Origin of the sequence: Polynucleobacter sp. MWH-S4W17 (assembly GCF_018687535.1) — a bacterium.
In the GTDB taxonomy this organism is placed as follows: domain Bacteria; phylum Pseudomonadota; class Gammaproteobacteria; order Burkholderiales; family Burkholderiaceae; genus Polynucleobacter.
The window spans coordinates 173138-197562 of record NZ_CP061295.1; the positions used below are offsets into that span (position 1 = coordinate 173138).

At 46.3% G+C, this 24425-nt stretch carries 25 protein-coding genes; 14 read left to right on the plus strand and 11 right to left on the minus strand.

The window, feature by feature from the left end:
* The first annotated feature begins 7 nt into the window (after window positions 1-7).
* The 6 genes from secA (at window position 8) to C2755_RS01000 (ending at window position 8160) form a co-directional block, all read left to right on the plus strand.
* The gene (gene secA / locus C2755_RS00975; protein ID WP_215321368.1) at window positions 8-2773 is read left to right on the plus strand and encodes a preprotein translocase subunit SecA; all 2766 of its coding nucleotides are present in this window, start codon (window positions 8-10) and stop codon (window positions 2771-2773) included.
* 172 nt (window positions 2774-2945) lie between these two features.
* Entirely contained in the window at window positions 2946-3404 is a 459-nt protein-coding gene (locus tag C2755_RS00980) for a (2Fe-2S)-binding protein (protein ID WP_215321369.1), read from the plus strand.
* Between the two features lie 14 nt (window positions 3405-3418).
* Window positions 3419-5542 (plus strand): molybdopterin cofactor-binding domain-containing protein, encoded by a 2124-nt coding sequence (locus C2755_RS00985; RefSeq protein WP_215321370.1) that lies wholly within the window; start codon window positions 3419-3421, stop codon window positions 5540-5542.
* 83 nt (window positions 5543-5625) lie between these two features.
* Complete coding sequence (argJ, locus tag C2755_RS00990) at window positions 5626-6861, plus strand: bifunctional glutamate N-acetyltransferase/amino-acid acetyltransferase ArgJ (protein ID WP_215321371.1); 1236 nt, start codon at window positions 5626-5628, stop codon at window positions 6859-6861.
* 15 nt (window positions 6862-6876) lie between these two features.
* Entirely contained in the window at window positions 6877-7734 is an 858-nt protein-coding gene (locus C2755_RS00995) for an ATP-binding protein (RefSeq protein ID WP_215321372.1), read from the plus strand.
* A gap of 9 nt (window positions 7735-7743) precedes the next feature.
* A complete protein-coding gene (locus C2755_RS01000) occupies window positions 7744-8160 on the plus strand; it encodes an NUDIX domain-containing protein (RefSeq protein ID WP_215321373.1) in 417 nt (138 codons plus the stop codon).
* Here C2755_RS01000 and zapD read toward each other — a convergent pair.
* Genes zapD through C2755_RS01030 form a run of 6 tightly spaced genes read right to left on the minus strand, consistent with a single transcriptional unit; the run spans window position 8157 to window position 13467 of the window.
* Window positions 8157-8909: a cell division protein ZapD gene (gene zapD, locus C2755_RS01005; RefSeq protein ID WP_215321374.1), complete on the minus strand. Its 753-nt coding sequence runs from the start codon at window positions 8907-8909 to the stop codon at window positions 8157-8159. The genes C2755_RS01000 and zapD overlap by 4 nt on opposite strands.
* An 11-nt stretch (window positions 8910-8920) precedes the next feature.
* Window positions 8921-9607, minus strand: coding sequence for a dephospho-CoA kinase (coaE, locus tag C2755_RS01010; RefSeq protein ID WP_215321375.1), 687 nt, complete (start codon window positions 9605-9607; stop codon window positions 8921-8923).
* Entirely contained in the window at window positions 9562-10062 is a 501-nt protein-coding gene (locus C2755_RS01015; protein WP_215321376.1) for an A24 family peptidase, read from the minus strand. Before C2755_RS01015 ends, coaE begins: the two co-directional genes overlap by 46 nt.
* Entirely contained in the window at window positions 10062-11108 is a 1047-nt protein-coding gene (locus tag C2755_RS01020) for a type II secretion system F family protein (RefSeq protein ID WP_215321377.1), read from the minus strand. The genes C2755_RS01015 and C2755_RS01020 overlap by 1 nt, the downstream gene beginning before the upstream one ends.
* Entirely contained in the window at window positions 11099-12178 is a 1080-nt protein-coding gene (locus C2755_RS01025; protein ID WP_215321378.1) for a GspE/PulE family protein, read from the minus strand. The genes C2755_RS01020 and C2755_RS01025 overlap by 10 nt, the downstream gene beginning before the upstream one ends.
* Complete coding sequence (locus C2755_RS01030) at window positions 12175-13467, minus strand: HlyC/CorC family transporter (protein WP_215321379.1); 1293 nt, start codon at window positions 13465-13467, stop codon at window positions 12175-12177. The genes C2755_RS01025 and C2755_RS01030 overlap by 4 nt, the downstream gene beginning before the upstream one ends.
* 226 nt (window positions 13468-13693) lie before the next feature.
* On the opposite strand from C2755_RS01030, the gene C2755_RS01035 reads away from it, so the two are divergent.
* Window positions 13694-14098 (plus strand): methylated-DNA--[protein]-cysteine S-methyltransferase, encoded by a 405-nt coding sequence (locus C2755_RS01035; RefSeq protein ID WP_251368498.1) that lies wholly within the window; start codon window positions 13694-13696, stop codon window positions 14096-14098.
* Window positions 14099-14104: 6 nt separating this feature from the next.
* Here C2755_RS01035 and C2755_RS01040 read toward each other — a convergent pair whose 3' ends face one another.
* On the minus strand, window positions 14105-15079 hold the full coding sequence (locus C2755_RS01040; RefSeq protein ID WP_215321381.1) for a squalene/phytoene synthase family protein: 975 nt from the start codon (window positions 15077-15079) through the stop codon (window positions 14105-14107).
* 118 nt (window positions 15080-15197) lie between these two features.
* On the opposite strand from C2755_RS01040, the gene C2755_RS01045 reads away from it, so the two are divergent.
* Both C2755_RS01045 and C2755_RS01050 read left to right on the plus strand, forming a co-directional pair.
* Window positions 15198-16613, plus strand: coding sequence for a sodium:solute symporter family protein (locus C2755_RS01045; RefSeq protein ID WP_215321382.1), 1416 nt, complete (start codon window positions 15198-15200; stop codon window positions 16611-16613).
* A gap of 105 nt (window positions 16614-16718) precedes the next feature.
* Window positions 16719-17738, plus strand: coding sequence for a 2-dehydropantoate 2-reductase (locus C2755_RS01050; RefSeq protein ID WP_215321383.1), 1020 nt, complete (start codon window positions 16719-16721; stop codon window positions 17736-17738).
* A gap of 72 nt (window positions 17739-17810) precedes the next feature.
* On the opposite strand, the gene C2755_RS01055 is transcribed toward C2755_RS01050, so the two are convergent.
* The gene (locus tag C2755_RS01055; protein ID WP_215321384.1) at window positions 17811-18578 is read right to left on the minus strand and encodes a fumarylacetoacetate hydrolase family protein; all 768 of its coding nucleotides are present in this window, start codon (window positions 18576-18578) and stop codon (window positions 17811-17813) included.
* A gap of 56 nt (window positions 18579-18634) precedes the next feature.
* Between C2755_RS01055 and C2755_RS01060 the strand changes: the two genes are divergently transcribed.
* Window positions 18635-19570, plus strand: a complete 936-nt coding sequence (locus tag C2755_RS01060) for a glycine/betaine/sarcosine/D-proline family reductase selenoprotein B (protein ID WP_215321385.1) — start codon at window positions 18635-18637, stop codon at window positions 19568-19570.
* Here C2755_RS01060 and C2755_RS01065 read toward each other — a convergent pair.
* Window positions 19567-20571 carry a polyprenyl synthetase family protein gene (locus C2755_RS01065; RefSeq protein WP_215321386.1) on the minus strand — a complete coding sequence of 335 codons (1005 nt, stop codon included), beginning with the start codon at window positions 20569-20571 and terminating at the stop codon, window positions 19567-19569. The two genes, C2755_RS01060 and C2755_RS01065, sit on opposite strands and share 4 nt — an antisense overlap.
* A 75-nt stretch (window positions 20572-20646) precedes the next feature.
* Between C2755_RS01065 and rplU the strand changes: the two genes are divergently transcribed.
* The 4 genes from rplU (at window position 20647) to proB (ending at window position 23231) form a co-directional block, all read left to right on the plus strand.
* Entirely contained in the window at window positions 20647-20958 is a 312-nt protein-coding gene (gene rplU, locus C2755_RS01070; RefSeq protein WP_011902040.1) for a 50S ribosomal protein L21, read from the plus strand.
* Between the two features lie 19 nt (window positions 20959-20977).
* Window positions 20978-21238 (plus strand): 50S ribosomal protein L27, encoded by a 261-nt coding sequence (gene rpmA, locus C2755_RS01075; protein WP_011902041.1) that lies wholly within the window; start codon window positions 20978-20980, stop codon window positions 21236-21238.
* Between the two features lie 88 nt (window positions 21239-21326).
* Window positions 21327-22415: a GTPase ObgE gene (obgE, locus tag C2755_RS01080; protein WP_215321387.1), complete on the plus strand. Its 1089-nt coding sequence runs from the start codon at window positions 21327-21329 to the stop codon at window positions 22413-22415.
* Window positions 22416-22436: 21 nt separating this feature from the next.
* Window positions 22437-23231, plus strand: a complete 795-nt coding sequence (gene proB, locus C2755_RS01085; protein WP_215321388.1) for a glutamate 5-kinase — start codon at window positions 22437-22439, stop codon at window positions 23229-23231.
* Here proB and C2755_RS01090 read toward each other — a convergent pair.
* Together C2755_RS01090 and C2755_RS01095 are read right to left on the minus strand one after the other, a co-directional pair.
* Window positions 23228-23794: a CNP1-like family protein gene (locus C2755_RS01090; RefSeq protein WP_215321389.1), complete on the minus strand. Its 567-nt coding sequence runs from the start codon at window positions 23792-23794 to the stop codon at window positions 23228-23230. The two genes, proB and C2755_RS01090, sit on opposite strands and share 4 nt — an antisense overlap.
* Window positions 23791-24390, minus strand: a complete 600-nt coding sequence (locus tag C2755_RS01095) for an RNA pyrophosphohydrolase (protein WP_215321390.1) — start codon at window positions 24388-24390, stop codon at window positions 23791-23793. Before C2755_RS01095 ends, C2755_RS01090 begins: the two co-directional genes overlap by 4 nt.
* Between the last annotated feature and the right edge of the window lie 35 nt (window positions 24391-24425).

Here is a 24425-nt window from a genome sequence, read left to right on the forward strand (position 1 = left end):
ATATCCCATGGTAATCGGTCTTCTTAAAACCCTGGTCGGCAGTCGTAACGACCGCCTCTTAAAACAGTATCGCAAAGTCGTTGCTAAGGTCGCCACTTTTGAGGCGAGCCTGCAATCTTTGAATGACTCTGCACTTGCTGCAAAAACTGCAGAATTCAAGTCACGCCTTGCCGCTGGAGAGTCCTTAGATGATATTGCTGCAGAAGCATTTGCGGTAGTTCGTGAGGCTAGTACACGCGTCATGAAGATGCGCCACTTTGATGCGCAGATTCTGGGTGGTCTAGCCTTGCATCAAGGCAAGATTGCCGAGATGGGTACAGGCGAAGGAAAAACCTTAACAGCCACTCTTCCGGTCTATTTGAATGCTTTAACTGGTAAAGGTGTTCATGTTGTTACGGTGAATGATTATTTAGCGCAGCGTGATGCTGAATGGATGTCTAAGTTGTATAACTTCTTGGGTATGAAGGTAGGTGTGAATCTATCTCAAATGGATCACACCACTAAGCAAGAAGCTTATGCCGCTGATATTACTTACGGCACCAATAATGAATTTGGCTTCGATTACTTACGCGACAACATGGTTCAGGATTTGGATCAGCGCGTTCAACGCGGTTTGGCTTATGCGATCGTTGACGAAGTCGACTCCATTCTGATTGATGAAGCTCGTACCCCATTAATCATTTCTGGTCAGGCTGAAGATCACACCGATCTTTATGTCAAGATTAATGCTCTGCCATCTCATTTAGAACGTCAAATTGGCGAAGAGAAGGCTGATGGCACAGGTGTCGAGAAACCAGGCGACTACTGGGTAGACGAGAAGTCTCAGCAGGTTTATTTGACCGAACAAGGTCATGACAAGGCTGAGTCTATATTGGTTCAATTGGGCGCGCTCAATGATGGCGAATCTCTCTATGCGCCACAAAATATTACTTTGATGCATCACGTGTACGCTGCTCTGCGCGCACACACTCTCTATCACCGCGATCAACAATACGTTGTTCAGAGCGGCGAAGTCATCATCGTGGATGAATTTACTGGCCGTTTAATGCAAGGTCGTCGTTGGTCTGATGGATTGCATCAAGCTGTTGAAGCCAAAGAAGGGGTGCAGATTCAGAATGAGAATCAAACTCTAGCGACAATTACATTCCAAAATTATTTCCGCATGTATGGCAAGCTAGCCGGTATGACCGGTACTGCCGATACTGAGGCGTATGAATTTAAAGAAATCTACAACTTGGAAACAGTTGTGATTCCGCCAAATCGCATTAGCCAAAGAAAAGATAAGCAAGATCAGATCTACAAGTCATCTCGCGAACGCTATGACGCGGTGATTAAAGATATCGAAGATTGTTATGAACGTGGCCAGCCAGTATTAGTTGGTACCACTTCGATTGAAAACTCTGAGTTGATTGCGAATCTATTGGATCAACGCAAATTACCGCATCAAGTTTTAAATGCAAAACAGCATGCTCGCGAAGCAGAAATTATTGCTCAAGCTGGTCGGCCAAAAATGATCACAATTGCTACTAATATGGCTGGCCGTGGTACTGATATCGTGCTTGGCGGCAACGTTGGCAAACAGTCTTCATTGATTGAGGCTGATAGCGCTATAGCTGATGCTGATAAAGCAGCCAAAATTAAGCAGCTGCAGGACGAGTGGCAAAGTATTCACAATCAAGTTCTAGTTGCTGGTGGTTTGCATATCATTGGTACCGAGCGACACGAGAGTCGTCGTATCGATAACCAGTTAAGAGGTCGTTCAGGCCGCCAGGGTGATCCTGGCTCTTCCCGCTTCTACCTTTCATTGGATGATCCGCTGCTACGTATCTTTGCAGGCGATCGTTTACGTTCAGTGATGGAGCGTCTCAAGATGCCTGATGGCGAGCCGATTGAAGCGGGTATGGTGACGCGCTCTATTGAGTCTGCTCAACGCAAGGTTGAGGGTCGCAACTTTGATATTCGTAAGCAATTGCTGGAATATGACAACGTTGCTAATGATCAGCGTAAAGAAACTTACCGCCTCAGAAATGAAGTGCTTGAGAGTGCTGATATTGGCGAGTTAATTGCTAATTTGCGCGAAGATGTTTTACGTTCCGTTTGCTCGGTTTATGTTCCTCTGGAGTCTATGGAAGAGCAGTGGGACCTAGTTGGGCTGGAAAACGTTTTAGCCAGTGAGTGGGGCCTCACAATTGACCTCAGAAATTGGGTTGAAGGTGCCGAGACTGTAGATGATGCAGAAATCGTTGACCGTGTATTGCAGTCCGCTAAAGAAGCTTACGATGCAAAGGTCGAACTCTCTGGGCGTGAATCTTTTGCAGGCTTTGAGCGCTCCGTTCTCTTGTATAGCTTGGATAGCCACTGGCGTGAGCACTTGGCTGCTTTGGATCATTTGCGGCAGGGCATTCATTTGCGCGGTTACGCGCAGAAAGATCCTAAGCAAGAGTACCGCCGTGAAGCATTTGAGCTGTATGGTGAATTGCTCAATGTCATCAAAAATGACGTTGTGAAAAACATCATGACGGTTCAGATTCGTAGTGCCAATGAATTAGATCAGGCATCCGAGTCGATGAATGACGATTTGGCTAAGCTTTCTGATGTCCAGTATCAGCATGCCGATCCCGAGAAAGAGGTTGCTGGATCAACAGGTGATCGTGGTGCCGCTATTGATATTCAGCCTGCACCTCTGCGCACAGGTCCAAAGGTGGGTCGCAATGATCCTTGTACGTGCGGTAGCGGTAAGAAGTACAAGAACTGCCACGGCGCCTTAGCTTAGATTTTTAATCTTCACACGACAGTGCTTCAATGGCTCAGATTTATCTGGGCCATTTTTCTTGGTGGAATCCCTAATCATTTAATACCCCTAGAGACCCTGAGATCTGTCATGATTTGTAGGCAGAAAACATTTGCTTTGTCTGCAAAATCTTAAATTTAAATAAGGGGGCGTTATGGCCGTGTCTTTTACTCTCAATGGTAAAGCTGTTAATTTCGATGGGGATCCTGAAACGCCAATTCTCTGGGTCTTACGAGACCATTTAGATGTCACGAGTCCAAAGTATGGCTGTGGCGCAGGACTTTGTGGTGCCTGTACAGTTCATCTAGAAGGTGCTGCTATCCGTTCTTGCTCCACCCCTATATCTGCTGCAGGCGGTAAGTCGGTTACCACTCTCGAGGGTTTAACGGCAAAAGTTGGGAAAGCACTTCAAGACGCTTGGATCGAGTTTGATGTGCCTCAGTGTGGATATTGCCAAACTGGCCAAATGATGTCTGCAGCCGATTTATTGGCAAAGAAAAAACAGCCTAGTAGTGATGATATTAAAAATGCCATGAGCGGCAATATTTGTCGCTGCGGTACCTATTCTCGTATCGAAAAAGCAGTCAAACGCGCTGCAGATAAATTGGCATAAAGGGTAAAGATCATATGAAAAATCAATCTTTAAAAAGCAACAGCCGTCGTCAATTTATTCAGCAAAGTGCTGCGCTTGGCGGTGCCTTTGTTGTCGGGATGCATCTGCCGATGACAAGTGAGGCTGCTGTAGGGGATGCTGCAAAGCCTGCCTTAGCAAACGCTTGGGTGCAAATTACTCCCAATAATCAAATTACCCTCATTTGTGCTCGCTCTGAGATGGGTCAGGACGTATATACCTCTTTGCCAGCCTTGCTAGCTGAGGAATTAAACTTACCTCTCTCAATGATTCAGGTGCAGATTGCTGGAGTTGCTCCTGTTTATATTAATGCGATGTTGGGTGGCCAAATTACTGGAGGCTCAACTTCAGTTCGTGAGGCCTTCGATAAATTAAGAACTGCTGGAGCTGCAACTCGTACAGTCTTAATTCAGGCCGCAGCCCAACGTTGGAACGTTTCTGCTGCCGACTGTAAAGCTATGAATGGCAAGGTAACCCATTCAGGTGGCAAGTCAGCTACCTATGGTGAATTGGCTGCAGATGCAGCTAAGCTACCCCTTCCAGAAAAACCAACCCTAAAGTCGCCTGCGAATTTTATGGTGATTGGCAAAGAAACAATGCGTCGCTTGGATACGCCAAGTAAAGTTGCTGGTAAAGCAGTTTATGGAATTGACGTCAAGATTCCGGGTATGGCAATTGCATCCTTAGCGCAATGCCCTGTTATTGGAGGTACGCCTACATCCTTTGATGCTTCCGCTGCAATGAAGGTAACTGGAGTGATTAAAGTTGTCCAGATTTCGGATGGCGTTGCAGTATTGGCTAAAGATTTTTATACAGCGCGTAAGGGTAGGGATGCCCTGAAAATTACCTGGAATGAAGGCTCTAATGCGAACCTGAGCAATGCTGTTGTTCGTAAATCCTTAGAAGAAGGTTTATCTAAAAAAGGTGCTGTGATTAAAACAGTGGGTGATGCTAACGCTACCGTTGTAAATGGCAAGCCGTTGAGTGCCCAATACTTTTTGCCATACTTAGCCCACTCCACTATGGAGCCTGTGAACTGCTCTGCTGATGTATCTAATGGCAAGTGCAGAATTATTGGCCCAATTCAGTTTCAGCAAGGTGGGCAGGCGGTAGCTGCAGCTGCTGCTGGGGTTAAGCCAGAAGATGTCACGATTGAAACCACCTTCCTGGGTGGTGGGTTTGGCCGCAAGTTGGAGCTGGACTTTATTCGTCAAGCCGCTGAAATTTCTAAGGCGGCTGGCATGCCAGTCAAGATGCTCTGGACTAAGGAAGATGACATTACTCATGACTTCTATCGTCCTATGAGTGTTCATAAGGTGGATGGAATCTTGGGCGCCAATGGTCAGTTGGCTTCCTTGAAAGCCAAAATGGTTTCTCAGTCAGTGACAGCACGAGCCTTTCCTGGTTTTGTGAAAGATGGTTTTGATCCATTCATGGTGGAAGGCTCGAACAATATTACCTATGAGATTCCCAATCTAGAAATTACTAACGTGATTACGGATACCGGACTTCGAGTAGGTTATTGGCGCTCAGTAAGTAATGCTCTCAATGCATTTGCAATTGAGAGTTTTGTGGATGAAGCTGCTAAAGCTGCTGGTAAAGACCCTGTTGCATATCGCATGGCATCTTTAAGCAAACACCCACGAGCAAAAGCTGTTCTTGAATTGGCGGTGAAAAAGTCTGGATACGTTCCTGGCAGTAAGCGTTTTGGTGTTGCACAGATGGAGTGTTATGACACTTATTCTGCTTGCATACTTGAATTGGATCCTGCGGCTAAAGAGACCAAGGTTAAGAAAATTACGTTCGTTTCTGATTGCGGAATTACGGTACATCCTGATCAAGCAAGGGCGCAGCTCACTGGTGGCGTGATTTACGGCTTGAGTGCAGCCTTGAGCAATGAAATCACAATCGAGAATGGCAGGGTTCAGCAGAACAACTTCAATAACTACCTGAGCTTGCGACAAAATCAAGTGCCTGTGGTTGAGGTGCATTTGGTGCCAAGTCAGGAGAAGCCGGGTGGCTTGGGTGAGGTTGGGGTGCCTTTAGTGGCCCCAGCTCTGGTCAACGCAATTGCTGCAGCAACTGGCAAGCGGATTCGGGAGTTGCCAATCAAAGCGTAGTATCTGTAATGGGGTTTTAACCAAAATAAAGCGCGCCCAGAAGGTGCGCTTTATTTTTGAGCCTCATCTACAATTATCAGACTATGACTGTTAACTTACCCCTCCCCCAAAAAGCCGAATTAAAGCCTATTAAAGGTTTTGAGATGGGCATCGCCGAAGCTGGTATTAAGAAGGCAAATCGTAAAGATTTATTGGTGATGACTTTAGCTCCTGGTTCCCAGGTCGCTGGCGTTTTTACTCTAAATCGCTTTTGCGCTGCTCCAGTGCAAGTTTGTCGCGAGCATTTGGCGCAAGAGGGTCGTAATGGTGAAATCCGAGCCCTCGTGGTGAATACCGGCAATGCTAATGCTGGGACTGGTGAATCTGGTATGAAGCACGCCTTAGAAACCTGCGCAGCTTTGGCTAAGGATCTGAAGATTCATCCAGGGCAGATTCTGCCATTCTCAACTGGGGTCATTCTTGAGCCGCTCCCGATTGAGAAAATTATTAGCGCTTTGCCAAAGGCAGTGGCAAATCTTAGCGAGGACAATTGGTTTGATGCGGCTGAAGCCATCATGACTACGGATACTCAGCCTAAAGCTACTTCAGCAACTGTGCAAACACCTGCAGGATTGGTGACCATTACCGGTATCTGTAAGGGCGCTGGCATGATTCATCCCAATATGGCAACCATGTTGGGATTTATTGCTACTGATGCTGGATTTGCGTCTGGCCTCTTGAGTGGTCTTACTCGTGAGATAGCGGACCTTTCATTTAATGCGATCACCATTGATGGTGATACATCCACTAATGATTCTTTCATCATTATGGCGACGGGTCAGTCGTCAGTGCAAATTCAATCAGCGAACGAACCTAGTTATGCGATCTTGCGAGATGCATTAATTGCATTAGCTAGAAAGCTAGCGCAAATGATTGTGCGCGATGGCGAAGGGGCAACTAAATTTATGACGATCGAAGTGCTTGGTGGCAAGACTTCTGAGGAGTGCCGCTTGGTTGCTAAGGCAGTTGCCCATTCCCCATTAGTAAAAACCGCTTTCTTCGCAAGCGACCCTAATTTAGGTCGCATCCTGGCAGCGATTGGCTACGCAGGCGTCACCGATTTAGATGTGGGTCGCGTACAAATGTGGCTGGGCGATGTTTGGGTTGCTAAAAATGGTGGGCGCAATCCTGATTATCTGGAAGCTGATGGTCAGAGGGTCATGCAGGCCCCAGAGATCACCGTCAAGATTGACTTGGGTCGCGGCAGCGCTACACAAACCATATGGACTTGTGACTTATCGCATGATTATGTATCCATTAATGCAGATTACCGCTCATAAAAGACCATCCGCAATATGAATGAAAAATTAGACCGTCTTTTAGACCATCTTGATACTTTTTTACCGAAGCCCCTGACTGAGGAACAGTGGAAATCTTCTACTGCATATAGATGGCGTCGACGTGATAGTATTTTTGGCAGCATTGGGTTTTTGCAGCCCGTCAAGTACGTTGCAGATATTACTTTTGAGGATTTACAAAATATCGATCGTCAGCGTGATGCCATCCGCGATAACACCAAAAACTTTATTCAGAAAAAGCCAGCTAATAATATTTTGTTGACTGGTGCCAGGGGAACTGGAAAGTCCTCGCTGATCAAAGCGAGCTTGCATGAGTTTGCGAGCCAAGGCTTGCGCCTGGTTGAGGTTGAGAAGGAGCATTTGGCCGATTTAGCTGACATTACTGAGCTTTTGGCTGAGCGTCCAGAGCGCTTTATTATTTTTTGCGATGACCTCTCGTTTGAGGATGGTGAATCTGGCTATAAGGCTATGAAATCAGCTTTAGACGGCTCTGTCTCCGCGCAAGTCGACAATATTTTGATTTATGCCACCTCTAATCGTCGCCATTTATTACCTGAGTATATGAAGGATAACGAGACCTACGTTCATAACGATGATGGTGAAATTCATCCTGGTGAAGTGGTCGAAGAAAAAATTTCTTTATCAGAGCGCTTTGGTCTTTGGTTATCTTTTTATCCACCAAAACAAGATGAGTATTTGGCGATCGTGACGCATTGGTTGCAGCATTTTGGTTTAAGTGCTGCGCAAATTGAAGTGGCGCGTTCAGAAGCTTTGGTCTGGGCATTGGAGCGTGGCTCACGCTCTGGTCGTGTTGCTTGGCAATTTGCTAAGCATTGGGCAGGTTCAAAATCTTAAGATTTTTTGATGAGTGAAATCAATCGTCCAGTTACTGAAGTGGCAGCAGGAATCTTGCTGGATTCTGAAGGGCGCTATCTTTTAGGGCAGAGACCTGAAGGCAAACCCTACGCTGGTTACTGGGAGGTTCCGGGTGGGAAAATCGAAAAAGGGGAAACTGTTTTCGAGGCGCTAAAGCGTGAACTTCAAGAAGAGCTCGGCATTGATATTCAATCTAGTGAAGAGCTTACCGTTCTGGAGCATGATTACCCCCATGCCTATGTTCGCTTACATGTGAGCATTATTCGCGATTGGAGAGGAGTTCCCAAAGGTTGTGAGAATCAAGCCTTATCGTGGGAGTTACTTGCTGCCGAAAAGCCTAGTGTTGAACCCTTATTACCGGCCGCCTGGCCCATGCTGGAAAGGCTAAGAGCCCTTTTGACTTAAAACTGGCAGAGGGTGAGTTTGAATGGCACGTCAGCATTTACTAACTGTGCTTTTTTATCGCGTTCGGACTTTAAGAAGCGAACTGAGAGTAAATATTTATTTGCGCTAATTTCAGAAAACAAAGCATCGTCTTCTACGGCAATGCGCATTAACTGATACACCTTGCCCGATGGAGCTTGCTGAAAAGATCCATTGTGTGCGACCACATCTTTAGCCTCACCTGATTGACGTAACAGTCGTAAAAATAATTGGCATGCCTCATGCCATGGCAAGAGTGGTCCAACATATTTTTCAAGCAATTCACGCCGCTCAGATGATGGACTATTTTTCCAGGCATGATAACTAGGCAAATCAATTGGACTGGTGCCACCTGGAATATTTAATCTGGTGCGAATCGCATTTAACCATTCACTTTCTGTAATCACAGAGTTGGGTCTGCCTGTTGATTGATTAATACTGCTAGCAACGGAATCAATTTCTGAGAGAGTTTGTGTCAGCGCCTCTTGATCAACCTTTTGTGACGACTTCAATCCATTAAGTGCATATTTTTGACGCTCAAATTCTTTGAGTAGTAAAGACTTGATGTCACCGCGTGCACCGATGTCACCAAGATCAAACAAAACAGAGATGGCATTGTGGTGCAACTCTGGGTCATCAGAGCGGACAAAGTGGTTAAAGCGGGCGAACAAATACTCCAGTCGAAGCATGCTTCGAACTAATTCGTTAAAGGGGTATTCGTAAACAATCACAAGCCCATATTCTATGACGAACTGGTGCGATCTTTCTGAATCTGTAAGATTTTTTCGTTCAACTTTAAAACTTCAGTTTTTAAGTTCTCAAGAGAGCCCTGATTCTCAATGACCATATCCGCCCTGGCAATACGCTCTTCTCTGCTGGCTTGAGCCTTCAGAATTCTCTCTACCTCGTTTTTGGGTAATTTGCTGCGCTGCATCACTCGTTCAATTTGAGTTTCCTCTGGGCAGTCCACGACTACGAGGTAATCCAGAAGGGGTGCCCAATTACCTGATTCAATCAACAGGGGCACTACAAAAACAAGGTAAGGAACCTTTTTTTCTATCAGCCGTTTGGTTTGCCGAATGGATTCTTCCCTTATGAGGGGGTGGGTGATTGCTTCTAAAGATTGCCTAGCTACCGGCTCGGAAAATACTAGACTACGCATCTTGACTCTATCTAAAGCCCCGCTTGAGTCAATAAACTCAGAGCCAAACTGCTTTTGTATGAAGGGGATAGCCACTCCATTTGGGGCGGTGATCTGATGGGCGATGAGATCAGTGTCGACAATGCCCGCACCCAGTTGAGCGAGCTGATCGCTCACGGCAGTTTTTCCTGAGCCAATACCTCCAGTAAGACCTACAAAGGGTACATGCCCTTTTAGGATGTCTAGACCGGCTTGCTCAGAAGAAGGGTTTGTAGGGTTTGTGGCCATAACAACTCAATGATGCCAGCAATAGCCAGGAAAGGGCCAAACGGAAAAGCTGAGCGATGATTTTGTTTATTCCATTGCAGCCAAATAATGCCGCCAATCAGTCCGGTCAGGGATGCCATTAGCAAAATACTGGGTAATGCAAACCAGCCAAGCCAAGCGCCCAAGGCTGCCAATAGTTTGGCATCTCCCATTCCAATCCCATCTTGCTTTTTGACTATCCGATAAAGAAGATTGAGGAGCCAAAGACTGGTGTAGCCTAGGACCGCTCCAATGATTGCGTTTTGAAAAGAAATGAAGCTTTGATTTGAAAGGCCATTAAACAAGAGACCCAGCAAGATGAGTGGTAAGGTGATGACATCAGGCAAGCGAAAGGTGCGCAAATCGAAATAAGCTAAGTACACCAGGATTGTTATCAGGCAGATTCGTATCCAGTCGAAAAAAACAAAATTACCCATTAAACAATCTGTCCTAGGTTAAAGATGGGGAGATATAGGATTATGACCAGACTTCCAATAATGAGTCCAACGAAAATGATTAATAAGGGCTCTAAGCTTTGGCTTAAGGTGTTTAGGCGATTGCTTAATTGAGAACTCAATGCTGATGCGCGCTTTTTTAGCATTTCAGCGAGCGCACCACTTTCAGATCCTATTCGTAAGAGCTGCAATGTTTCCTGATCAAATAGCAGGCGTTTGGGATCTGCTTTTGATATGGCATCTCCGAGTGACCAGCCACGGGTAAGGTGTTTGAATATATCTGCGCTGAAATCATGGCTAAGCCAGTGGTTAGATGATTGTGCGGTAACCCTCAATGCATCTGGAAGGGGTAATCCAGACTTCAGGAGGTGACCTAATGTCCGGCACCAGTAGGTCAGAGTGGCCAATCTTAGGAGCTGGCCAATGATGGGTATAGAGAAGCTCAGTCTATCGCAGTGCTTTTGTATTTTGGGGATCCTAGACCATGCAAGACTAAAAAGCATGGCAAAGCCAATGAAGGCTATCGCGATTTCGAGGTAAAACGCTTCAAACCATGACGATGCCTGAATTAACACTTTAGTCGGAGCTGGCAACTCCGCTTGAAAATGAGCAAAAACATCCTTAAAGACGGGCACAACCCAAATCATCATCACTATCACTAGAAGGCAGGAGCTAGTAAGGGTGATGGCGGGATAACTCATTGCCTGTTGAATTTTTCGACGTAATTCAATTTGGGCCTCAAGTTGCTGGCAGATGGTTTTTAGCGCTAGATGAAAGTCACCAGTACGCTCACTAACCCGAATGAGATTAATAAATTCCATAGAGAATAGATTTTCTTGGGCGCGCAAGCATTGAGAAAAACTTTCACCCTTTTTGAGCTGGGTGTGAATGCTAGTCACCCAAGGAATCCAGGTCTTTGGGGCGGTTGAATAAATAAGTTCAATCGCATTGAGGATTGGTAGGCCTGCCTCTAGCAATGTTACAAGCTGCTCAGCAAAATGAAGTTGATTCTGCTTGCTTAGTGCCATGTGCCCACTTCTGCATTTAGGGCTGCTTGATTAATAAGGCCCGCTTGCATATGCATTAATCCGGCATCTCGCATGTTGGGGTATGAAGTAGACGAGTTAAACAAATGGGTTTTGCTTAGTACTTCATGAACCCCAATGCGCCCAAGGTAGCCATTGCCTTTGCAGAATGAACATGGCACGTTATTTTTGATCTTAAATCCAAGACATTGAGCGCAAGTTTTTCGCACGAGGCGCTGTGAGCTGACGCTTAAGAGACAGGACTCTAAAGATTGTTGATCTACTCCTAGATGGCCAAGTCTAGGAACTGCCCCACAAGCATTTCGGGTATGCAAGGTGCTGAGAACGAGATGCCCAGTTTGTGCCGCCTGAATAGCAAGTTGGGCTGTAGCGGTATCTCGAATCTCCCCGATCATGATGACATCCGGGTCTTGCCGAAGAAGGGCGCGAATGATTGTTGGAAAATCCAAGCCTGCCCGGGGGTGATAGGCTACTTGGTTGACTCCAGCAAGACGAATTTCAATGGGGTCTTCTATCGAGCAAAGATTGCGATGATTTTGATTGAGCTGACGCAGGCAGCTATAGAGCGTTCGAGTCTTGCCGCTCCCAGTTGGCCCGGTCACTAGGATCAGCCCGCTGGATTGAGCAAGGGCTTGCTGAAATATCTCGAGTTGTTCCGAGAGGAGGCCAATGTCTTGAAGATCAAGCTCCTCTACGCAGCTGGGTAGTATGCGAACAACCGCCTTTTCTCCATGAAGGGTTGGCAAGATTGAGACCCGGCAATCAATATTAGGTTTGGAAAAGTTATGGCCAATGCAAAGGCGTCCATCTTGCGGCAGGCGTTTTTCTGCAATATCTAAGCGCGCCAGCACTTTGATACGTGTGATGAGGCGGTCATGAAATTCAATCGGGTAATGCGACTGTACTTGTAGCAGGCCATCGACCCGAATACGAATGAGTGTGGCTTGGACTCCAGCCTCTATATGAATATCACTCGCTCGAGCATCTAGGGCATATGTAGCGATTTCATACCAAGTGCGAATGATCAGTGAGTCATCAGCGGTAACGCTCAATCTTGTTCTGGAGTCCGAATGGCGGGACGATAAAGCTTCACTGTTTTAACACTATGCTCGTCAAATTGAACAATTTCCATGACGATGCCAGCAATACGAATGCTGACATCATGATCGGGGATGGCCTCGAGTTTTTCGAGAATGAGTCCATTTAAGGTGCGCGGACCATTTAAAGGGAGGCTAAGGTTGAGTAAGCGATTCAGATCTCGTAGTGAGGCACCACCTGTTGCTAGATAGGTTCCATTGGGGAGCCAATGAGGATCAGTTGAGAGGTTGGAGAAAGAGGTCGTGAATTCCCCAATAAGTTCTTCGACGATATCTTCAAAAGTGACTAGTCCCAGAACTTCGCCATATTCATTTACAACCAAACTTAAGCGTTGTTGGTTATCTTGGAAAAATTGCATTTGCTGCAATACGGGGGTGCTACTCGGGATGAAGTAAGGCTCATTTAATAACACCTTAAAGTCTTCATGCTCAAGGTCGGTGTCACCTAGCAGAGTCAAAGCCTTTTTGACAGAAAGGATTCCGACAATACGTTCAGAGTCACCATCACAAACGGGTAATTTATTGTGATAGCAAGTCTCCAATTGTTGGACTACTTCATTAATAGGTCTTGAGAGATCCAAAACTTCAATCTTGGACCTGGGTGTCATCACATCATCAACAGTAATGTTTTCTAAATTGAATAAGTTGAGCAGGATGTTGCGATGATGATTGGAGACAAAACGATTTGACTCCAAAACGAGGCTGCGTAACTCTTCTTTACTCATAGCCCTGCTATCAGAAGAGGATTGCAGGCCAGATACTTTCATAAGACCAGAAACAAAGTTATTGATAAACCAAAGCAGCGGTTTCAATACAAAAGTCAGGGGCAAAATAAACCAGCCAACATTGGAGGCAATCTTTTCTGGAAAAGCGGCACCAATGACCTTCGGGGTAATCTCGCTAAAAATAATGATGAGTAGGGCAACAACTAAAGTAGCAATTGAGAGTACGAGACCACTATCACCAAAAATATGCAGAGCAATCCCCGTAACCAGAATAGGAAGAACGGTATTGATCAGGTTGTTCGAAATCAGCAGCACCGACAATAAGGAGTCAATACGCTTTAGGAGTCTGTCAGCTAGCGCTGCACCTGCATTGCCACCATTGGCCATTGCACGTAGACGGTGACGATTGGAGGACAGCATGCTGGTTTCTGCCATCGAGAAAAAGCCAGAGAGTGCAAGTAAAAATAGGACTAGAGCAACTTGGCCATAAAGCGGCCAATCGTCAAAAAAGGTGTCCATGAGGTCTGCCTGAAAAAAGTAAGGATGAGTCAATATAGCAAAGTGGCATTTCTCAAGCTATAGCCATGGAATAAATATCTGTCATCCCTCTTGTTTATTTATGTGAGAATCACTTGATATGGCTTCCATACCAACCCCTTTGAGCTCAAATGGCGCTAACTACTGTGTTATTGCGGCGCCTTTTGGGTGTCTGGGCATTTCGACGGAAATGGTGGAGGGTAGCCTAATGCTTTCTAGAATGGATTATTTGCCAGCCAACACGGTTTTAATCGCTCCACAGAATCAGCTGGCTAAAGAGGTTGCGCGGCAGTGCATGGCTTACTTTCAGGATCCTCATTGGCAATTTGACTTACCCACAAAACCCGCGGGTACTGAGCACCAAAGAAAAGTGTGGACTAGTATCCAAGACATACCTGCTGGAAAAACAAGAACCTATGGTGATGTAGCTAAAAAGATCAAGAGTGGGGCGCGTGCAGTAGGCACAGCGTGCGGTGCCAATCCCTACCCCTTAATTGCACCATGCCATCGAGTCGTGTCAGCCCAAGGTATTGGTGGCTTTATGAAAGAAAACTCCCCAGGTCTGTATCGCCAAATTAAGCTCTGGCTTTTAAAGCATGAAGGCGCTTTGTAGGTTTGCTTATTTAGCGAGTGATCTGCTACTAAGGTTGAAAAAAATCTTCATCACCATATCGCTTTTAACGGCCCACTTTGTAAAGCCGTAGAAACTCATGACAGTGTTTCTAGAAAGTTTTACTTCATCTTTACTGTCGAATTCTTTACGATCTGCAACCTTTGACAGAGTCATTACCGCCAAACCAAAAGCCAAAAAGCAGAAACGTCTCATACCCTGTTCCTGTTTAGGAATCAACAGAATGTAATGCAGAGATTCCCGGAGCTTTTCATAGGCAAGCCTGAGAAGTGCTTCATGACTAACATTGATTGGCTTCCAGGAGACCCCGCGGGCCTTATCCTCTGGTGAGTCTTTAAGAATATTGGTCATTTGTAGTGCTTGACCAAATGCAATTGCCAAATTTTCATGCCCCGCCATTTTTTCTTTGAAGGCCTGGGAATGGTTGCTAAAGATGGTTGTTAGCAGTTCGCCAACTACCCCTGCCACGACATAGCAATATTGTTCAAACTCAGCAAGATCTTGAAGGCCGGCTTGGTTTTGTCTTCCATGGAAGCACGACATTCCTTCAGACATGATGGAAACGCAACGACTGACTGCTGCTTGATCCTGGGTAGAGCAGGTATGCAAAATTCGCAGAACAGTGGGTGTATGAGAAATTAAATCCAACTCATCTTGATTGCTGTAATTTTTTAATGCGTTGAGGCAGGGTGCAACAAATGCCTCAACTGGAGCCCTCTCAAGCACTGCATCCAAAAACAGCGCCGAAAGAGCTTGCTTGCTCTGTGGGCTTAAATCTGCGGCATCCTCAATAGTGTCAACAATGCGGCATAGCAAATAGGTGTTGCCGACTACCTTTTCGATGCTTGGTGGTAGAAGTGGGATGGTAAGGGCAAAAGTACGCGAGACAGATCCCAAAATAGCCTTTTGGTAGGCCAGATCGGCTGATGGACTCAATGTCGGGGATTGTTCGGGTGTTCTCACTCTTGAATTATGTCAGACCAATGCTCAACGTGGAGTGATCCAAATGGGTACTTTTTGCTAACTACCAAAAGTGACATAGCCATATAATTTCATCAAATTTCACAAGGAGTATTTGGGCGTGCTAATTTGGTTTGTCATTATTTACTGGGTTATCTCGGTCGGCATTGGCTTATGGGCAGCCCTAAGAGTCAAAAATACTGCTGACTTTGCTGCGGCTGGCCATAGCCTACCTTTGCCCATTGTTACCGCCACTGTATTTGCAACCTGGTTTGGCTCTGAAACCGTTTTAGGAATTCCGGCCACTTTTTTAAAAGAAGGATTGGGGGGAGTGGTTGCAGATCCCTTTGGTTCCTCTCTTTGTTTAATTTTGGTGGGACTGTTTTTTGCTCGCCATCTTTATAACCGTCGCATGCTCACTATCGGTGATTTTTTTCGCGAGAAGTATGGCCGCACAGTTGAGGTTTTAGTCACTCTTTGTATTGTTGTTTCTTACTTGGGTTGGGTTGCTGCACAAATTAAAGCTCTAGGATTGGTATTTAATGTTGTCTCTGAAGGAAGCATTTCTCAGACGGGCGGCATGATGATTGGTGCTGCTAGTGTATTGATTTACACCTTATTTGGCGGGATGTGGTCGGTTGCTATTACGGACTTCATTCAGATGATCATTATTGTGGTCGGCATGCTCTATATCGGTGGTGAGATGACCTCGCAGACTGGCGGTATTGGTGTGGTGATTGAGCATGCAGCCGCCGGTGGCCAATTTAGTAACTTCTGGCCAGATATGAATTTAGCTTCGATCTTGGGCTTCGTTGCTGCCTTATGCACCATGATGTTGGGATCTATTCCGCAGCAAGATGTCTTTCAGCGAATTACCTCATCTAAGAATGTGAACATTGCTGTCCAAGCAGCTTTGCTAGGCGGAGTGCTCTATTTTATTTTTGCATTTGTACCCATGTATTTGGCTTACTCGGCAACCTTGATTAGTCCGGATTTGGTCAAGGAATACCTCACCACTGATCCACAGATGATCTTGCCTAAGTTGATTCTGAACCACGCACCTCTTATTGCCCAGGTGATGTTCTTTGGTGCACTCCTCTCAGCCATTAAGAGTTGTGCCAGCGCTACCTTATTAGCGCCATCGGTAACGTTTGCTGAAAATATTGTGCGAGGTTTTTTCAAACATTTATCTGATCATGATTTGTTAAAGGTCATGCGGATTACGGTTTTATGTTTTGCTGTAGTGGTCACTTTCTTTGCGGTGAACTCGGAGCTGTCTATTTTTAAGATGGTGGAGAGTGCCTATAAAGTGACTCTAGTTGCCGCATTTGTGCCATTAGCGTTTGGGGTTTATTGGCCTAGAGCGAACTCCTTGGGCGGATTATTGGCCGTCGTTGGAGGCTTAACGATTTGGATCAGTTGTGAGACTTTGGCTCCGAATGCCATATTGCCGCCCCAATTAGCCGGTCTATTTGCTAGCATCGCAGGCATGATTTTAGGTAGCCTCGTACCGAAAGACTCATTAAAGGCTGTTTAGAGCATGATCTGCTTAAAAATGATGCAACTAAGAATATATTGCACCGCAAAATGATCTCCTCTAATATGACAGTAATACAAAATTTTTTATTCTTATGGAGTTCCTATGAAAATCTGTGTGATCGGCGGGGGTGGCGCTATTGGCGGTTACTTAGCTGTCATGTTGGCGCGAGCGGGCAATGAGGTAACGGTTGTTGCGCGCGGTGCTACTTTGGCCGCAATTAAAGAGCGTGGCCTAGCTTTAATTATGGATGACCAACCAGAGCCTTTGGTTGCCCAAGTTAAAGCGGTGGAAAAAATTGGTGATGCCGAGACTCCTGATGTTGTGATTCTTGCGGTGAAGGCTCATCAAGTAGAGCCGATCATTGATGATTTGGCGGCCATTATGGGTCCCGAAACTATTTTGATCCCAATGCAGAACGGAATTCCTTGGTGGTATTTCCAGAAGTTGAGCGGTGAATATCAAGATCATTCAGTGGAAACAGTGGATGCTGGTGGTATCGCTAAGAATGCCATTAACCCAAATAACATTATTGGTTGCGTAGTCTATCCAGCAACCTTTACTCAAGCGCCTGGCGTGATTCGTCACGTTGAAGGTAATCGCTTTCCATTGGGTGAGTTGGATGGCACAACGACTGAGCGCATTCAGAAGATATCGGAGATGATGGGCGCAGCTGGATTTAAGTCCCCTATTCTGGATGACATTCGCTCTGAGATCTGGCTCAAACTATGGGGCAATATGACTTTCAATCCAATTAGCTCTTTGACGCATGGAACCTTGGAAGGCATCTGCCAATACCCATTGACCAAAGAGTTGGCTCGCAACATGATGGCCGAAGCGCAGACGATTGCCGAGAAGTTGGGTGTGACTTTCCGTGTGGATATCGAGCGTCGTATCGCTGGTGCTGAAAAAGTCGGTAAACACAAAACTTCCATGTTGCAAGACCTGGAAGCGGGTCGTAGCTTAGAGATTGATGCTTTATTGGGGTCAGTGATTGAGCTGGGCAAGATCACCCAAACCCCAACACCTTGCTTGAATACCGTATTTGCTTTGACTAAATACTTGGATGAAAACGTCCAGGCCTCTAAAGGTAGCTTGGCATTGCCATCGGTATCAGGCTACTAAAAAAGTAAAGTTTCTTGAAACAAAAAACCCTTGCTACTGAACATAGCAAGGGTTTTTTTGTGGGGATAGAAATTATTCGAAGCGATTATCTAGTTGGCCAACCCCATCAATAATGATGCTGACATTGCTACCAGGCTTCATGGAGCCCACACCAACGGAAGTACCGCAAGCAATGATATCTCCAGCTTCAAGCGGTACATCTTGGGAAATGAGGCTCACTAATTTTGCGGGTGCGAAAATCATGTCCGCAATCGGATAGTTTTGACGCTCTTGATCATTGAGAATGGTTTTGATCGTTAGCTTACTCGGATCTACATCGGTAGTGATGTAAGGGCCGAATACGCCAAAGGTATTAAAACTCTTAGAGCGAGTCCACTGTGCATAACCAGGGTCGCGGTTCAGGATTTCAATCGCGGTAACATCATTAATGCAGGTATAGCCAAAGATGGCTTGAGCTGCTTCCGCCTCATCGACCTCATGACAGCGCTTGCCAATCACAATGCCAAGCTCTCCTTCATAAACAACTTTTCCGGAATAGGACTTGGGGGTACGAATCACTTGGTTGGCGGCTAAGAAGGAGTTATTTCCCTTGAGAAAGTACAAAGGCTCTGCAGGTACGGCATGCTCAAGCTTCGTTACCAGTGCATGGAAGTTGTCGACCATGGCAACCATCTTGGAAGGAGTGCATGGGATATCAATCGTTACATCAGCCAGCTTGAGTGTTTCGCCTGTGGCCTTGGGTCCTTTAAATAAGTCACCCTCATACACTGCGATTTGGTCGCCCTGTACTTGTCCTAAACCACTTTTTCCTTGATGCTGAAATCTAAGCCACTGAGCCATAATGAGTTCCTATGAGATTAAATATTTGATATGCAATATCTTACAGGGATGGATTGATGTCTAAGATTTCTGAACTCATATTTGCACCAGAACGGGATCAGCCGATTCGCTATATAGAGCGCACCCGCAGCTACTACTTGGGTTTAGGCTATGAGAATCCGTATGTATGGGCTCACTATATTGATGTGCCATTTACTCCGCTGAAAAAACCACTTGCGCAATCTGTCTTGGGTCTCATTACTACGGCCGTTCCTCATGACCCCAGTAAAGGACCTCAAGGCCAGGGCGCTCCTTACAATGCTGCAGCCAAGTTTTATCAGCCCTATCAACAGTCGATCGAAGGAAGTATCGATTTACGAATTGCCCATGTTGGGGTTGATCGCAAGAATGCCAATATGGAAGATAGCCATTGTTGGTTCCCGCTGGACGCCGCTAAACGAGCGGTTGCATCTGGAAGAATAGGCGGGCTTTCAGAAAACTTCTATGGCTTGCCGACCAATCGAAGTCAGCGCCACACATTAGAGATTGATGCCCCCCGCGTTTTAGAGATGATAAAAGCCGACGGTGTCAATGTAGTGGCATTAATTCCGAACTGCCCAATATGTCATCAGAGCCAAAGTTTATTAGCGCGTTACTTAGAGGCTGCAGGCATTTCAACAGTCGTGATGGGCGCCGCTAAAGACATTGTTGAATATTGTGGGGTGCCACGACTAATGTTTAGTGATTTTCCGTTGGGTAATGCGGCTGCAAAACCAAATGATGTGCCTTCTCAGGATTTGAATTTTGAGTTGGCATTACGGCTTTTGGAGTCGGCTCCTGCAGCCCGCACAACGGTTCAATCACCATTGGTATGGTCAGAAGATCCTTCGTGGAAACTAGATTATTCCAATCTAGAGCAGTTATTGCCGCAAGAAATTGCACGTTTGCGTGAAGAGGCGGAACAGGTCCGAATGACTGCGCGTGAACTCAGATTGAATACTTTGGGATCTTAGGTTTGCCTCGTAAGAGAGTAGGCACACAGAGCTTCCAGCGCAGCACTGGCTTCATTTGATGGGAAGTCTTTTAGGCAGGCTAAGGCCAGGTCGGCCTCACGCTTGGCTGCTGCTTGTGTGTAATCTAGAGCGCCAGAGTTTTGGACGGCGGCAAGGATTTGTGTAAACACATCATCTGGTAAATCTTGGTTTTGTTCAATTGCTGCGCGCACTAAAAGACGTTCTTCATTACTACCGTTTTCTAGCAAGTAAATCAGTGGCAGCGTAGGCTTACCTTCGCGTAAATCATCCCCGGCATTTTTTCCCATCTGTGCAGCATTAGCGGTGTAGTCCAGCAAGTCATCCATTAACTGAAAAGCCGTACCGATGTGACGTCCAAATGCAGCAGCTTGTTCGCGTTGCGTATCGGAGGCGTTGGCTAGGATGGCGCCAAGCTCAGTAGAGGCTTCAAAAAGCTTGGCCGTTTTATAGCGAATGACCTGTAAATAACTTGCTTCATCTACTTCTGGGTCATTCATATTGAGAAGTTGCAAAACTTCGCCTTCGGCAATCGTGTTGGTTGCGTCTGACAAAATTTGCATGACTCGAAGGTCGTTTGGGCCAACCATCATTTGGAAGGCTCGGGAATATAAGAAGTCGCCCACTAAAACACTGGCAGCATTGCCAAAAGCGGCATTGGCAGTCTCGCGACCTCTTCTCAGGGTAGATTCATCAACTACATCATCATGAAGCAGGGTAGCGGTGTGGATGAATTCAACTACAGCCGACATTTCCAGGGTGTGGGGTGTTTCTTTGCCATTGGCGAGGGCTTTGGCCACCAACATCAACAGGGCGGGCCTGACCCGCTTGCCGCCAGCCTGGATGATATAGCTCGAGATTTGGTCAATTAAGGCAACTTTTGATGCTAAACGCTGACGGATAACCTCGTCTAAGGCCTTGAAATCTAAGGCAATTGGGGCCAGAATTTGGCTTAAGTCATTGGTTTTGACAGTGCTCGTCATGCAAGATATAATAATGGGCTTAGCTGGTCCAGGGTGGATTAGCTTAAATGTAGATATTAATTGAGGTTTCAAACCATGTACGCGGTCATAAAAACCGGTGGCAAACAATATAAAGTTGCTGCAGGCGAAAAATTGAAAATAGAACAGATACCAGCGGAAATCGGCAGCGAAATCACTCTTGACCAAGTCCTCGCCGTTGGCGAAGGCGCTTCACTGAAATTAGGTGATCCATTGGTTAATGGTGCAGCTGTGATGGCCACTGTCGTCTCCCAGGGACGTCACGATAAAGTGACAATCTTTAAGATGCGCCGTCGCAAGCATTATCAAAAGCACCAAGGCCATCGTCAGAATTTCACTGAAATTTTGATCAACACGATTAAAGCCTAATTCAGGGTAGGAGAAAGATATGGCACAGAAAAAAGGCGGCGGCTCAACACGAAATGGCCGCGACTCAGAATCGAAACGCTTAGGCGTTAAGGTATTTGGCGGCGAGCATATTAATGCTGGCAGCATCATCATTCGTCAACGTGGCACACGTGTTCATCCAGGTGCTAACGTTGGTATTGGCAAGGATCACACTTTGTTCGCCTTGATTGACGGACAAGTGGAATTCGGCGTTAAGGGTGCTTTGAAGAAGGCCCAAGTTTCAGTCTTGCCTCGTTCATAAGGCAGCCTGACTGAGACACGTTTGATTCAGATTTATTCCGAATTTAACTCTTAGGAACAGGCCTCGCTAAGCGAGGCCTTTTTTATTCATGAAATTTATAGACGAAGCACGTATCGAAGTGATAGCAGGGCAAGGTGGCGCCGGGAGTGCCTCTATGCGCCGCGAAAAGTTCATTGAATTTGGCGGGCCTGATGGTGGAGACGGTGGCAAAGGCGGTAGCGTCTGGGCAATAGCCGATCGCAACATCAATACCTTGATTGATTACCGCTACGCAAAAACACATACTGCAAAAAATGGTGAGCCTGGTCGTGGCGCAGATTGCTATGGCCGCGCTGGTGACGATATCGAGTTACGGATGCCAGTTGGCACAATCATTGCCGACTATGAAACTGGTGAACCCATTGCTGACTTAACTACCCATGGTGAGCGCTTATGTTTGGCGCAGGGCGGTGTTGGTGGTTGGGGCAATATTCACTTTAAGAGTAGTACGAATAGGGCGCCACGTCAAAAGACGAATGGCAAAGAAGGTGAACGCCGTAAGCTGAAGCTCGAATTAAAAGTATTGGCCGACGTTGGTTTATTGGGTATGCCTAATGCGGGTAAATCTACCTTGATTACTGCAGTTTCGAATGCTCGTCCAAAGATTGCGGATTATCCATTCACTACTTTGCATCCAAATTTGGGTGTAGTGCGTGTGGGAGCTGAACGCAGTTTTGTGATCGCTGATATTCCTGGTTTGATTGAAGGCGCGGCTGAAGGCGCTGGTCTGGGTCATCGCTTCTTGCGCCATTTACAACGTACAGGCGTATTGCTGCATTTGGTTGATATTGCTCCATTTGATGCAAATGTTGATCCAGTGGCAGATGCTGTAGCGATTGTGAATGAATTGCGTAAGTACGACGAAGCTTTGGTTGAGAAGCCGCGTTGGCTAGTCTTAAATAAAGTGGACATGATTCCAGAAGAAGATCGCAAGAAAGTCGTTGCTGACTTTATAAAGCGCTTTAAATGGAAAGGCCCCGTCTTCGAGATCTCAGCCTTAACAGGCTTGGGTTGCGACAAGCTTTGCTATTCTTTACAGGATTATTTGGATTCTGTACGTCGTGACCGAGATGATGCGGATGAGCGCGCTCAAGATCCGCGTTATCAAGATCAGCTAGAAGATAAAAAACCAGATTAAACATTTCATTCGCCTTTTGCTATGAACGCTAAAAAAACTCAACGGATTGTTGTCAAAGTAGGATCTAGCCTAGTCACCAATAATGGTGAAGGCTTGGATCATGCTGCGATTGCAATGTGGGCTGAGCAAATGGCTGGGCTATTAAAGGCAGGTCATGAGGTGTTGATGGTGAGCTCAGGCGCTATTGCTGAAGGCATGCAGCGTCTGGGTTGGACTAAGCGCCCACAAGAAATTCACCAACTACAAGCCGCTGCTGCAGTCGGTCAGATGGGTTTGGTTCAGGTTTATGAAAGCTGTTTTGCGCGCTTCAATCTCCGTAGCGCTCAGGTCTTGCTGACTAATGCAGACTTAGCTGATGCTGAACGGAATGCCAATGCTAGAGCTACCCTCGATACTTTGTTGAAGTTGGGTGTAGTTCCCATCATTAACGAGAATGACACAGTAGTAACCGATGAAATTAAGTTTGGTGACAACGACAGCCTTGCCGCTTTAGTAACCAATTTAATTCATGCGGATCTTTTGGTGATTTTGACTGATCAAGGCGGTCTGTTTACTGCAGATCCACGTCAAAATCCAAATGCCACCTTGCTTGCAGACGCTGTTGCGGGAGATCCTGCTTTAGAAAAAATGGCGGGTGGTGCCGCTAGTGAGCTCAGTAAGGGTGGTATGTTGACTAAGGTACTGGCAGCAAAGATTGCCGTACAAACCGGCGCAGCTACCGTGATTGCCTCTGGGCGCGAACCTCATGTGCTTACTCGCCTAATGGCGGGCGAGAAAATTGGGACCTATTTGGCCCCAGCCCCAAATAATCTTTAGTTGACTACGCCAAAGGAATTAGTTGGTTTTGTTTGACCAGTGAATCCATTGGGGTTGAGCGATTTAAGAATCGTATTGATATTTTTTTCTTGAGAGCTGAAATTACAAAAAGCTCCTTGTGCTAAAGCTGCTTGATAGCGATTGGGTACGTTGCTTTGAATATTGCGCCAAGTAGACAAGGGATTCTCTTTCCAGGCGCCATTTTCTAAAGTGCCATAAAGCCGCCACTGAAATGAATCACAACGAATGCCTTCATATTGAGTCTGCACGCTACCGCTTGGACTTGTGAGCACGACAATATAGCGAGTCACTCCATCGGCACCAATCAGAATAGAGTCAGTATCTACGGCAAATTTAAAGATGGTGTGCTGAGAAACATAAAAAGGCAGTAAGGTAGCCTGGTTCGGTGGGCTTAAGGGCATAGTAGTTGTACCCTCTTTAAATACCATGGGTGCAAATGGATCTTCGCCACTAATGAGGGCATCTCCGCCGCATGCAGATAATGCAATGCCGAAGATTGCGGTGCAGCAAGAGAGATACAGGCGCTTCAGAGAAATAGTCATGTGGATTGATCGTTTGGGTTGTCGTCTTTCGGATGTTCGTGAGAGCCACCGTAAAAAGACTGAATTAAATCAAGAGGGGATCCCCAGGCAAGTTGCTGCATACGCATGCCACGGGATAAGAAACGCGCTAATTCTGAAAGCGCAAGTTGATAAACTTCACGTTTAAAGCCAATGACTGCATCTAGTTGAATCCAGAAGGGTACCCAGCGCCAGGCATCGAATTCGGGGTGTTCTGAAGCGCGTAGTTGGATATCGCTATCTAGACCTACGAGACGCAAGAGAAACCAAATTTGTTTTTGACCGCGGTATGCTGCTCTATGGACCCGAGTGGCATGTTGGCGGCGCAAGTATTCCTCAGGGACGTCGTAGCGAAGCCAATCCCTGGTGCGTCCAATAATTTGGACATGCTCCGGCAGTAAGCCAACCTCCTCTTGCAATTCGCGGTACATAGCCTGTTCAGGGCTTTCACCATGCTGAATCCCGCCCTGCGGGAACTGCCACGAATGCTGCCCAACGCGTTTTCCCCAGAAAACCTCGTTACGGCTGTTGAGGAGGACAATGCCGACATTCGGGCGATACCCTTCACGGTCAAGCATGATCGTGCCTCAAATCCTTTAAAATCAACGATTTG